Source organism: Rhodococcus sp. NPDC057529 (assembly GCF_042802055.1).
Lineage (GTDB): Bacteria > Actinomycetota > Actinomycetes > Mycobacteriales > Mycobacteriaceae > Rhodococcus_F.
Genome location: NZ_JBHVEY010000005.1, coordinates 344,023 through 357,975 on the forward strand (window position 1 = coordinate 344,023; position 13,953 = coordinate 357,975).

Annotated in this window: 1 protein-coding gene (only partly in view); it reads right to left on the reverse strand. The window is 68.0% G+C overall.

Annotation, left to right across the window (positions count from 1 at the left end; translation table 11 throughout):
* Positions 1-13,820 carry the 5' portion of a non-ribosomal peptide synthase/polyketide synthase gene (locus ACFU5V_RS12410; protein ID WP_378699447.1) on the reverse strand. It extends 17,227 nt beyond the left edge of the window, so 13,820 of the gene's 31,047 nt are visible here — the first part of the coding sequence; its start codon is at positions 13,818-13,820; the stop codon falls past the left edge of the window.
* Positions 13,821-13,953: the final 133 nt, after the last annotated feature.

Sequence of the window (13,953 nt, forward strand, 5' to 3'; positions counted from 1 at the left end):
CGAAGCTCCGCAACGTCCACGTCGCCGGGTGTGCCGACGACATACGCGACCAGATGATCGCCGACGGTGGTGTCCGAGTACACCGACACGACGGCGCCGGTGACTGCCGGGTGCGACCGGAGCACTGTCTCGATCTCGCCGAGTTCGATGCGCTGACCACGGAACTTCACCTGGAAGTCGGTACGTCCGATGTAGACGAGCGCTCCCGCCGACGTCCATCGCACGAGGTCTCCGGTGCGGTACATGCGCTCACCCGTGCGTCCGAACGGGTTCGCGACGAATCGATCGGACGTGAGATCGACGCGGCCGAGGTATCCGCGTGCGAGCTGGGCACCGCCCAGGTAGAGCTCTCCCGGAACGCCGACGGGAACCGGGTGCAGCCGGGAATCGAGCACGTAGGCCTGTGTGTTCCATTCCGGCACACCGATCGGCACGTTCGTGGTGTCGGCGTCACCGGTCTCCCAGTACGTCACCGACACTGCGGCCTCGGTGGGCCCGTACAGGTTGTGCAGTCGGGCCGCGGAGAGTTCCCGGAAACGCAGGACAGTCGCGGGCGGCAGCGCTTCGCCGATGACGAACACGTGCCGCAGCGAACGGCACGACCCCTCCGCGGCGGCCGCGACGAACACGTCGAGCATGGACGGCACGAAATCGGTGACCGTCACCGCGTGCTCGTCGATGACCCGAGTCAGATAGGCAGGCTCTCGATGCCCGTCCGGGGTGGCCAGCACCATGGTGGCACCCACCTGCAGGGGCCAGAAGTAGCCCCACACCGACACGTCGAACGTGGTTGCGGTCTTCTGCAACCACACATCCCGATCGGTGAGTGTGTACTCCGACTGCATCCAGTGCAGTTGATTCACGATGGCCGCATGCGGTACCGCGACACCCTTGGGTTTGCCGGTGGAGCCGGAGGTGTAGATGACGTACGCGGGGTGTGCAGGGCGCAACGGTTCGATGCGCTCGGCGTCGGTCAGCGGCACCGCAGCGACACCCGAGAGGTCGAGAGTGTCGAGGGCCGACACGGGGATCCGGTTCGGCAGGTTCGGCCGGTCGGCCGAGGTGGTCAGCACGCACACCGGCTGCGCCGACGCGAGCACGTAACTCGTTCGCTCCGCGGGGTGATCGGGATCGACCGGCACGTATGCACCACCGGCCTTGAGGACGGCATAGATTCCGACGACCAGTTCCAGCGACCGCCGCATCACCACGGCCACGCGGGTTTCGGGGGCCACACCCTGAGCGATCAGATGCCGGGCCAGCTGGTTCGCGCGCGCATCGAGGGCTGCGTACGTCAGCACGTCCCCGTCGAACTCGACAGCGACGGCATCGGGTGTACGCGCCGCCTGCGCCTCGAACAGCGTCAGCAGCGTCGACTCCGGCACAGGGTGGTCGGTGGCGTTCCAGTCGTGCATCATCCGCGCATACTCGACCGGGATGAATCCGGTGACCTGGGCTACCGCGGCGGAGGGCTCTGCGATCAACGCACGGATCACCGAATCGAGCCGCGCCGCAATCAACTTCGCTTCGTCGCGCTCGAAGGTGTCCGGCAGGTAGGCCACCGCGAGCCGCAGGGTGTCGTCGACCTGGGCCATCAGGCTCAATGGGTAGTGGGTGACACTGTGCACCCGGACCGAATCCACGCGCATACCTGCGATGTCGGTCTGCGCCTGCAGCGCCGCCTGATCCATGGGGTACGACTCGAAGACGGTGAGCGTGTCGAACAGCACCCCGACCCCCGCCTCGGCCTGGATTTCCGTCAGGCCGAGATAGTGGTGATCGAGCAAATCGGCCTGCTCCCCCTGCACCCGCACCAGCAACGCGGCCACCGACTCGTCGGCGTCGATTCGTACCCGGACGGGGACGGTGTTGATGAAGAGCCCGACCATCGACTCGATCCCGGGGATGTGCGGGGGGCGCCCCGAGACGGTGGCGCCGAATACGACGTCGTCCCGACCGGTGAGTCGCCTGAGCAGCAGAGCCCACGCAGTCTGGATCACCGTGTTCGGCGTGACGCCGTGCTGTCGTGCGAAGGCCAGCAGCTCGGCGGTGTCCGCCGCGGAAAAGTGGACCGGAACTTCCTCCGGGTCCGCCGTCGCGCGGCCGCCGGTGCGGGCAGGCGCGAGCAGAGTCGGCTCGTCGAAACCTTCCAACGCGTGCGCCCACGCGGCCCGTGAGGCGGAGGGGTCTCGGCGCGCCAGCCAGTCGAGATATTCGCGGTACGGCCGCACCGCAGGCAGCGCGGACTGATCGCCCGCGGTCGCGTAGAGCACCAGCAGGTCCTGGACGATCAGCGGGATGGACCATCCGTCGAGGAGGATGTGGTGGTTGGTCATCGCCAACTCGTATTGCTCGGCGCCCGTGCGCACGAGCAGCAAACGCAGCAGCGGCGCCTCGGCCAAGTCGAACGGCGCGGTCCGGTTCTCGGCGACCAGTGCCTCGAGTTCCCTTTCCCCGGAATCGCTCTCACGGCCCGAGAGGTCGACCACCGTCAGTGGGACCTCCACCCCACGGAGGGGGATCTGCACCGTGACGTCGCCGTCCTGCACGAACACCACCCGCAGGTTCGAATACCGGTCCAGGAGCGCAGCGGCAGCGGCCCGCATCCGATCCGCCGACACGTCGCCGAGCAGCGTCATCCGCAGCTGGGAATGGTAGACGTCGACACTGTGCTCGGCGGCCAACAGCGAATGGAAGTGGAAACCGGCCTGCAGTGGCGACAGCGCCCACACATCCTCGAGGGCCGGGTAGGTCCGTTCCCAGGTCTCGATCTGGGACTGGGTGAGCGCCACCGTGCCGATGTCCGACGGGGTCAGTCCCCCACCGGATCCGGCGACGACGTGCTCGATCTGTGAGACGAGCGCCTGCTGCCACAGATCGACGAGTTCGCGAACGTCGTCGGCTGCGAGCAGTTCACCGGCGAACCGCACCGAAGCTCCGAGTCGCGGTCCGGCATCGGTATCCGTCACTCCGACATTGATCTCGATCGCGGCGGAAGCGCTCATGTCCTGATCGGTTGCACCCGAGAAGACGCGCGACGACGCGAGATCCGGCACCCAGCCGATCTCACGCATCTCCGGGGACAGATCGCCCATCCCGGTCTTTCCGAGGTAGTTGAAGACGACCTGGGGCGGGTCGAAGCCCGCGAGTACGGTGGCCGTCGCCGGATTGAGGTATCGCAGCAGTCCGTACCCGACGCCCCGATCGGGGACCGCCAGGAGTTGCTCTTTCACCGCCTTGATCGCGGCGCCGGCCGACGCACCGCCGACGAGTGCGTCCGGTGTGTCCACTCCCTCCAGGGCGAGCCGCACCGGATAAACGCTGGTGAACCAGCCCACGGTACGAGACAGATCGGCGCCCGGCACGACCGACTCCTCGCGGCCGTGACCCTCGAGGGTGACGTACGCAGAAGCGGAGGACACCCCGCGCGCACGGCGCCACTCGGTGAGGGCCACCGCGAAGCCGGCAAGCAGGGAATCACCGATGGAGCACCCGAATGCCTCCGGAACGCGGGCCAGCAGCGTGCCCGTGATCGCGGTGGACAGCTCGACGTGCAGCTCCTGCGTGGTCGAGGTCCGGTCCCGCACCGGATCGAGAGCCCGGTCGCCGAGGAGCGGGTCCGGAGCGTCGACGACACCTCGCCAGTAGTCGAACTGCGCGAGGGTGGACGGCTGACGGGCAGCCTCCGACAACCCGTGCGACCAACGCCGCAACGAGGTACCGACCTCCGGCAGGTTCGGAGTGTGACCGGCTGCGACGGCACTTCCCGCCGCGACGAGGTCCGGCACGATGATTCGCCAGGACACACCGTCGACGACCAGGTGATGAGCAACCACGAGGAGCCGCCCGGGCCTGGTCGCACCACGGTCCAACCAGACGAACTGCGTGAGCACCGGGGTCTCGAAGTCGAACCGGTCGGCCGCGGCGGAGAGTTCGCGGTCGATCACCGCATCGAAGGCTGCGTCACCGACGTCGGGATTCACCGGCACCGTCGTGACCAGTCGATCGGCGTCGACGGCACCGGCGGGCAACACCGAGTGACGCACGACCGCACCGTCGCGAACCAGCCGGGACCGCAGCGCGTCGTGCCTGTCGAGCACCGCCTGCACCGTCGCCACGATGTCCGATCGCTCGATCCCGGTCGGCAGCGTGAGGAGCACGGACTGTGAATACCGGCCCACCGAACCCGAACGGTCGAGCAGCGATCGGACAACCGGGGTCAACTCGACGTTTCCTACGCCGCCACCCGCCAGTTCGGCGAGCGCGAGTCGATCCGCCGAAGCGGCGGTAGCCACTTCGGCGAGCGCGGCAATGCTCTTGCGCTCGAACACGTCCCGTGGGGTGAATACGATCCCCGCGGCCTTCGCTCGCGACACCAGCTGGATCGACACGATGCTGTCGCCGCCGAGAGCGAAGAACGAGTCGTTCACCCCCAGGTCGTCGACGCCGAGTGCCTCCCGGAACAGGGCCGCGAGTGTTTCCTCCATCGGAGTACGTGGCTCCACTCGATCGACCGCGACGTCAGCGACGGCCGGGGCAGGCAATGCCGCTCGATCCAGTTTGCCGCTCGCGTTGATCGGGAGGGCGTCGAGCGTGACGAACCCGTCCGGAACCATGTATTCGGGCAGCCGACTCTCGGCATACGCCGTCAGTGCCTCGATGTCGACCGTCGTGCCCGTGCGTGCGACGAGATAGGCCACCAGTTGTTCGCTCGCCGCTCCGGAATACACGGTCACGACCGCCTGGGCAACCGAGTCCGCCGACTCGAGTACCACCTCGATCTCACCGAGTTCGATCCGCAGTCCCCGCAGCTTCACCTGGAAATCGTTGCGGCCGAGGTATTCCAATTCGCCCCGGCCGGTCCAGCGAAGACGGTCACCGGTCCGGTACATCCGGGTGCCCGGCGCGTCGAAGGGGTTTGCCACGAACCGTTCGGCGGTGAGGTCGGGGCGTCCCGCGTATCCGCGAGACACCTGTGTGCCGGCCAGGTACAACTCACCGGTCACTCCGGCAGGAGTGGGGTGGAGTCGCGGGTCCAACACGTAGGCGCGGGTGTTCCACACCGGTGTGCCCACGGTGACGATGCCCGAGTTCGAGGTGTCCACCCATGAGGTGGTGGAAGTGGGTGCGACCTCCGCGGGACCGTACGCGTTGAGGACGGCAGCGTCGGAGACCGCTGCGAACCGCCGCGCCACAGTGACGGACAGTGCCTCGCCGCCGACGAACACGGTACGCAGCGACGAGAACCGGGACGGCGCGATCACGTCGGTGAAGACGGCGAGCATCGACGGGACGAAATGTATCGCCGTGATCTGCTCGGTCTCGATCAGTTCTGCGAGGTAGTCGGGATCCTTGTGTCCGTCCGGTTCCGCGATCACCACCCGTGCGCCCACAGCCAGGGGCCACAACAATTCCCAGAGTGATGCGTCGAACGACTGTGGTGTCTTGACGGCAACCCGATCGGTCTCGTCCAGCGCACCGAGGGACACCAGGAACTCGAAGTGGCTTCCGAGACCGGCGTGCGAGACGGCCACTCCCTTGGGCCGGCCGGTCGAACCCGAGGTGAAGATGACGTAGGCGAGGTTGTCGGCCAGAAGGGGCCGCAGCCGGTCGCGGTCCGTCACCGGGGCATCGTCGAACCGGTCGAGTTCGAGACCGTCCATCGGGAGAACCCGGACTCCGGAGTCCGACTCGAACTCGCCGCGGACCGCGGTCAGAACGAGCACGGGGTGGGCTGCCTCGATGACGTGGGCCACTCGCTCCGCCGGAAGGTCGACGTCGAGGGGCACGTACGCCGCACCACTGCGCAACACGGCGTGCAGGGCGATCAGAAATTCGATCGACCGGCGGGCCGCGACCGCGACGGTAGTGTCGGTTCCGGCGCCTTCGGCGATGAGTTTGCGGGCCAACCGGTTGACCCGCGCGTTGAATTCCCGGTACGTCACAGACACGTCGCGGTACACCACCGCCACCGCGTCAGGCGTCCGGGCCGCCTGCTCGTCGTAGCGGGCGAGGTAGGGCCGCTCGCTCACCTCCACGTCCGTGGCGTTCCATTCGCGCAGTACGCGAACCAGTTCCCGCTGATCCAGCACCGGCAGGTCCCCCACCGCCGTGCCCGGATCGGCCAGCGCCGTCGCCACGATCCGCGCGAAACGGTCGACGAACGACTCCACCGTGTCGCGGTCGAACAGATCGACCGCATACGTGAACGCACCGGTGAGACCGGACACGGTACCGCGCTCGTCTCGGATCTCCGTGAGCGTCACGTTCAGATCGAATTTCGCGATCTCCGGATTCATCTCGACGGCGCTCACCGTCAGACCCGGTAGTTCCAGCACTCCCGGTTCGAAGTTCTCGTATGACAGACCCACCTGGAAAAGCGGGTGACGGGCTGTGGACCGGGCGGGTTCGAGTACCTCCACGAGACGCTCGAACGGCAGATCGGCGTGCACGAACGCGGCGAGGTCGAACTCGCGGACCTGCGCGAGCAGGTCCGCGAATGACAGGTCACCGGATACTCGCGCGCGCAGGGTGAGGGTGTTGACGAACATGCCGACGAGGTCCTGCAGAGAGGGTTCGCCGCGGCCGGCGACGGGAGTGCCCACGGTGACGTCCACCGCGTTCGACAGCCGTGAGAGCAGCACCGACAGCGCGGCGTGCCACACCATGAACGGCGTGGCAGCGGAGCGGGCCGCGAGGTCGGCGACGGCTGTCACCGTGGCGGCGTCGACCGAGAACGGGACCGTCGCACCAGAATTCGTCGGCACGGCCGGTCGGGGCCGATCGGCGGGCAACTCCAGCAGGTCGGGGATGCCGTCGAGCGCTGCGGACCAGAATTCGATCTGCTCGGCGGCCTGCGACCGACCGTCGGTCTCGTCGCCGAGAAACTCCGCCTGCCAATAGCTGTAGTCCGCGTACTGCACGTCCAACGGCACCCACGACGGTGCCCGGCCGGTCGTACGCGCCGTGTAGGCGAGCAGGATGTCACGGGCGAGCGGGGCCATCGACGATCCGTCGGCGGAGATGTGGTGCACCACCACGGCCAGCACGTACTCGTCCTCATCGACGGACGGTCGCAGCAATGCCGTGCGCAGCGGCACCGCCGCCGTGACGTCGAAGCCCTCGGTGGCGAGCTTCACGAGTCGCGCCGGCAGCTCGGCCTCGGTGATCGGATGCACGTCGAGATCGAGGAACACCTCGTCGGCGCCGACGATCACCTGATGCGGGCCGTCGTTCGAGTCCGGATACAGGGTGCGCAGGGACTCGTGACGCTCGAGGACGTCGCGAATCGCCGAACGCAGGCCGTCGCCGTCGAGAAAGCCGGACAGCCGCAAAGCGAACGGCATGTTGTAGGCCGCGGATGCGGTATCGAACTGGTTGAGGAACCACATGCGACGCTGTGCCGGGGACAGCGGAATCCGTCCGGCACGCACGGCGGCGACCAGTGGGGCACGTGGTGCCGTCGGTACTGTTCCCTCGATACGCTCCGCGAGCGCCCCGACGGTGGGGACATCGAACAGGTCACGCAGGGCGAGCGATGCACCCAACTCGGCCCGAATACGCGAGGTGACCCGCGTGGCGACGAGCGAGTTACCGCCGACGTCGAAGAAGTTGTCCCGGAGGCCGATACGGTCGAGACCGAGGACTTCGGCGAAGATCACCGCGAGGTGGGCCTCGACGGGCGTGCGCGGGGCCACGTACTCCGTGGCGGAACCACCGAATTCGGGTGCGGGCAGCGCCCGACGATCGAGCTTTCCACTGGTATTGAGCGGGAATTCGTCGACGACCATCAGGGCCGCCGGAATCATGTACGCAGGCAGGGACGCGGCGATGCACTCGCGAAGTCGCGTGGTATCGAGGTCGTGTCCCGGCTCGGGCACCACGTACGCGACGAGATGATCGCCCGTGCCGGGATCGGAGTGGACCAGCACGGCGGCGCTGGTGACCGACGGTTGCGCCCGCAGCACGAATTCGATCTCGCCGAGCTCGATGCGCTGCCCTCGGAACTTGACCTGGAAGTCGGTGCGCCCGATGTATTCGAGTGCACCCGCCGACGTCCATCGCACGAGGTCGCCGGTGCGATACATACGCACGCCGGCGGTAAACGGATTGGCCACGAACCGGTCCGTGGTGAGATCGACGCGGCCGAGGTATCCCCGGGCCAGCTGCTCGCCCGCCAGGTAGAGCTCACCGGCAACGCCGGGGGGAACCGGATGCAGACGCGAATCGAGAACGTACACCTGGGTGTTCCACTCGGGCACGCCGATCGGCACCGTGCCGGTGACCGTGGTCGCGGTGTCCCAGTACGTGACCGAGACTGCCGCCTCGGTGGGCCCGTACAGGTTGTGCAGTCCGGCATCGGACAGCGCCCGGAATCGCGTGACGGTCTCCGGGGGCAGCGCCTCGCCGATCACGAAGACGTTCCGCAGAGTGGCGCACGAGGTGGTCGGCACGGACGCGACGAAGGCGTCGAGCATCGAGGGCACGAAGTCCGTGACCGTGACACCCTGCTCGTCGATGACCCGAGCGAGGTACTCGGGGTCGCGGTGACCGTCCGGGGTGGCCAGCACCATCGTGGCGCCCGTGTGCAGCGGCCAGAAGTAACCCCACAGCGATACGTCGAAAGTGGTTGCGGTCTTCTGCAGTAGCACGTCCCGTTCGGTGAGCGCGTACTCCGACTGCATCCACAGGAGCTGATTGACGATCCCGCGGTGCGGCACCGACACCCCCTTGGGCCGGCCGGTGGAGCCCGAGGTGTAGATGACGTACGCGGGGTTGTCGGGGCGGAGCGGTGCCAGTCGGTCGGAGTCGGTGACGCGTTCGCCGGAACAGGAATCCAGCACGATCCGATCGATCTCGACGAACGACGAACCCGCGGGGAGTGCGCTGCGGTCGGCCGAGGTCGTGAGGACGCAGACGGGCTGTGCGGAGTCGAGCACATACCCGATCCGGTCCGTCGGGTGATCGGGATCGACCGGCACGTAGGCACCGCCGGCCTTGACGATCGCGTACATGCCCACCACCAGATCCGGTGAGCGCCGCATTGCCAGCCCGACACGGGTTTCGGGTCCCACCCCGCGGTCGATCAGATAGCGCGCCAGACTGTTCGCGCGGCAATCGAGTTGGGAATACGACAGCGTGACGTCGCCGAACACCACCGCCACCGCATCCGGGGTGCGAGCCACCTGCGCGTCGAACAGTTCGGGCAGACACATCGCAGGCACGTGGTGCCCGGTGTCGTTCCACGTGCCGAGAAGACGGTCGCGTTCGGCGGCGTGGAGCAGGGGCAGATCACCGACCGCCGTCGCGGAGGATGTCGCGACCGAGCGCAACAGGTTCACGAATCGCTCGGCCATCGACGCGACGGTCGACTCGTCGAACAGATCGGTGGCGTAATCGAAACCGGCCGCGAGACCATCCGGCGTGCCCGCTTCGACGAACCGTTCGGTGACGGTCAACTGGAGGTCGAATTTCGCAACGTGGACGTCGATTTCTGTCGCCGCGACCTCGAGGCCGGACAGCGCTACGGCGGTCGGCGCGGTGTTCTGAAACGAGAGCATGACCTGGAACAGCGGATGGTGCGCGGACGACCGGGTGGGGCTGAGCACCTCCACGAGGCGCTCGAAGGGGACGTCGCCGTGCTGGAATGCGGCGAGGTCGGCGTCGCGGACGCGGTCGAGAACCTCCTCGAACGTGTCGCCCGGCTCGGCGGTCGCGCGAAGCACCAGGGTGTTGACGAACATGCCGACGAGGTGGTCGAGCGCTTCCTCGCCGCGTCCGGCGACCGGGGTCCCGATGACGATGTCCGGTCCGGCGCCGAGCCGGTGGAACAGCACCACGAGGGCTGCGTGGGTGACCATGAACAGCGTGGTGCCGGTGCTCTGCGCCAGATCCGCAAGACCCCGGTGGACGTCCGCGGGGATCGTGAACTCGACGCGGCCACCTCGGTGCGACATCTCGGCGGGCCGGGTCCGGTCGGTGGGCAGTTCGATCACCTGGGGCGCTCCGGCGAGCACCGACCGCCAATGGTCGATCTGCCTGGCGGACAGGCTGTTCGGGTCGTCCTCCGACCCGAGGAGTTCACGCTGCCAGAGGCTGTAGTCGGCGTACTGCACCGGGAGGGGCGCCCAGGCGGGCGCGTGACCGGCCGCACGTGCCGCGTACGCGAGCATCACGTCGGAAGCCAGCGGCGTCATGGACCAGCCGTCGGCGGCGATGTGATGAACCACGAGGACGAGAACGTGCCGGTCGGGCGCCTCCCGGAACAGCCCGGCGCGTAGCGGCGTGTCGGTGGTGAGGTCGAATCCTGCACCGCCGAGGGCCGTCACCGCGGCGGTGAGTGACTCCGCGTCGACGTCGATCGGATCCGTCTCGGCCAGCACGCTCAGAACGGGCACGACCAACTGGTGGGGACCGTCCGCAGTGTCGGGGAAGATGGTGCGCAGCGCCTCGTGCCGTTCCTGGACATCGCCGAGTGCCGATCGCAGGGCGTCCCGGTCGAGTGCGCCGGTGAGACGCAGGGCGATCGGCAGGTTGTACGCGGGCGACGCCGTGTCGAACTGGTTGAGGAACCACATGCGTTGCTGCGCAACGGAAAGGGGCACGCGGTCGGGTCGTTCCCGCGGCTCCAGCACCGGACGCGAGTCGGCCCGCGGGCCGGTGTTCGCCGCCGCGACCGCCAGTTGCGACACCGATTGCGACTGGAAGAGGTCCCGGACCCCGATCCGCACGCCGAGGGCGGCATTCACCCGGGACACGACCTGGGTGGCCGTCAACGAGTTGCCGCCGAGGTCGAAGAAGCTGGTGTCGACGCTCAGGTCGGGCACGCCGAGGACGTCGCGGAAGATTCCGAGAAGGATCTCCTCGGTGACCGTTCTCGGGCGCACGATGTCGGCCGAGCGTGCGGCGAATACCGGTGCAGGCAGGGCGTTGCGGTCGAGTTTGCCCGCCGGGGTCAGCGGCAGCGAATCCAGCACCATGATCGACGACGGCACCATGTACCCGGGAAGACGCTCTCCGGCGAACTCCGACAACACCCGGGTCTCGAGATCTGTTGCCGGCGTCGGCAGCACGTAGGAAACCAGGCGACTGCTCCCGCTCCCGTCGTCATAGCCGACCGTGTGCGCGAACTCCACCGCCGGATGCGCAGCCAACGCGGCGTCGATCTCACCCAATTCGATCCGGAACCCGCGGATCTTGACCTGAAAATCACTGCGGCCCAAGAACTCCAGGACCGGAGGCCCGTGCGGGGCGGTCACCCAGCGGACGACGTCCCCCGTGCGGTACATCCGCGCGCCGGTGCCGAACGGGCTCGCCACGAAACGCTCCGCCGTCAACCCGGCCCGATGCACGTACCCGCGAGCCAAGCTGGAGCCGAGGACGTAGAGTTCACCGCGCACCCCGGCCGGGACCGGACGCAACCGATGGTCGAGGACGACGAGGTCGACACCCACGGTCGGTGACCCGATACTCACCAACTGCCCGGGCGCCATCGGTCCGGTAGCGGACGACATGATCGTGGTCTCACTCGGGCCGTACGCATTGACCATGATCCGGCCCGGCGCCCACCGCGCCACCAACTCCGGCGGGCACACATCCCCCGCCACCACCACCGTTTGCAGATGGTCCAGACCGCGGTGATCGAGCGACGCCAACGCCGCCGGCGTGCAGAACGCGTGTGTCACCCACTGCTCGGCAAGGAATTCCGCCAACTCGGTGCCACCGTAGATCGTGGTCGGCGCTACCACCAGGGTCGCCCCCGCACACACCGCCATCACCAACTCGAACACCGAGGCATCGAAACTCGGCGACGCGAAATGCAGCACCCGCGAATCCGCCGACACCACCAGACGGTCCCGCTCGTCCGCCGCCAGATTCACCACACCCCGGTGCGTGACCGCCACACCCTTCGGCCGGCCCGTCGACCCCGACGTGTAGATCACATACGCCGGATGATCGACCGACAACGCCCGCGTCCGATCGGCATCGGTCACCGCATCCGCCGGATAGGCGGCTGCGGCCGACACGAATTCGTCGTCGTCGAGAACCAGCCACAGTGTCGAATCCGGCAGTTTCTCCCGCAACGCCGCCGTCGTGATACCGATCGGCGCACCACAATCCTCCAGCATGAACGCGATGCGGTCAGCCGGATAGCTCGGATCGACCGGAACGAACGCCGCTCCCGTCTTCGCCACCGCCCACACACTCGACACCGACTCCCGCGACCGCGGCAACGCCAGCGCCACCATGACCTCCGGGCCGACCTGGAGGTCGATCAGGAGGCGGGCCAGCCGGTTCGACGCCTCGTCCAGGGCGCGGTAGCTCAGGGTGTCGTCGGATGTCCCGTGCCCGGGCGCGACGAGGGCGTCGCCGTCCGGGTTGCTGCGCACGGCGCCGACGAGCAGGTCCGGCAGCGTGACCGGTGCGAATCCGGCGCGCCCGGCGGCCGGCGCCAGGCTGCGGCGTTCGTCCTCGTCGAGGATCGGGAGGTCGCCGATCGGGCGTGGCGTGCCGGTGTCGGAGGTGAGGAAGGCGCCGAGGAATCGGGTGAAGCGGGCATGGTGGGCGTCGAGGACGTCTTCGGAGTACAGGTCGGGGTTGGCCTCGAGGTCGAGGTTGAGGCTGGTTCCGGCGACGCCGTGATAGATGTTGACCGCGAGGTCCGCGACCGGACCGGTGGACAGAAGTTCGAGTCGGCCGACGATGCTGCCGAGGGTGATCTCGTCGTGGAACAGCATGACGTTGATCAGGGGTCCGTAGAAGCCCTGGTGCTCGGCGGCCGCGTCGCGCCGGATGTCGATGTGCGGGTAGCGCTGGTGGCGGAGTGCCGCGGTGACTTCCAGCCGGACCGCTGCCACCAGATCGGTGTTCGTCATGTCGGGGCGCACATGCAGGCGAAGCGGGACGACGTTGGACACCATGCCGCCGGAGCGGCGGAGCAGCGCGGTGGTGCGCGCCGTGACCGGCAGACTGACGGCGACCTCCTCGCGTCCGGTCATCCGGGCGAGGTAGGCGGCGAAGGCGGCGATGACTTCGAACGCGGCCGACGAGTCGTGGCGGTCCGTCGCGGCGCCGAGGTGGTCGACGAGAGGGCCGGGGATCTGGCCGCCCGTCGTGCGGCTGCGTGCCCGCGCTGGGGACGTCCGGTCGACGAGGCTGTGCGGTTCGCCGATCGTCGATACCCGCTCGGACCAGTACCCCCGGTCTGCGGCGTAGCGCGACGACGTCCGGTAGTCGTCGTCGACACGGGCGACGTCGGTGAGTGCGGCAGCCTGGGACGGCGCCACGGCGCGCCCCTCGAGGGCTGCCGTGTACAGCTGTGTGGTCCGGTCGATGAGCGTCATCGATCCCATGCCGTCGAGCGCGACGTGGTGGACACGGCTGTACCAGTAATGACGATCCGGCCCGGTGCACAGGACCGCCGAGGTGACGAGCCGGTCGCGGTACACGTCGAGCGGAGTGGTGTACTCCTGCCGCATCCACTCCGTGGCCGCCGCCCTCGGATCGGGCTCGTGCCGCAGGTCGACGAACCTGACCGACGCGTCCAACGTCGGATCGACCAGCTGATAGGGAACTCCGTCGACCTCGACGAGGCGGAGGAACGCGGAGCCGAGTTCGCGGCCTGCGGCGATCAGCGACTCGGATAGCAGCGTGACGTCGAGGGCACCCACCAATTCGACGCACTGCGCGATGTTGACGGGCACGTCGGGATCGAGCTGCTGGGCGAACCACATCCCCCGCTGAGCGGTGGAGAGTGGGAATGCACCGTCCGGAATACGATCCACGGCGGACACGTCACCACCCGGCACAGCTTCGACCACCTTGTACGTCCTCTTCCCACTCCGGCGGTGGGACGAACCCACCGGCCACCCAAGAAACTCATAGTGACCTGCGAACCTGGGAATTAACCGAACCTTACCCGGGAGTACGCTTCAGGTTCCTATCGGACGTGCG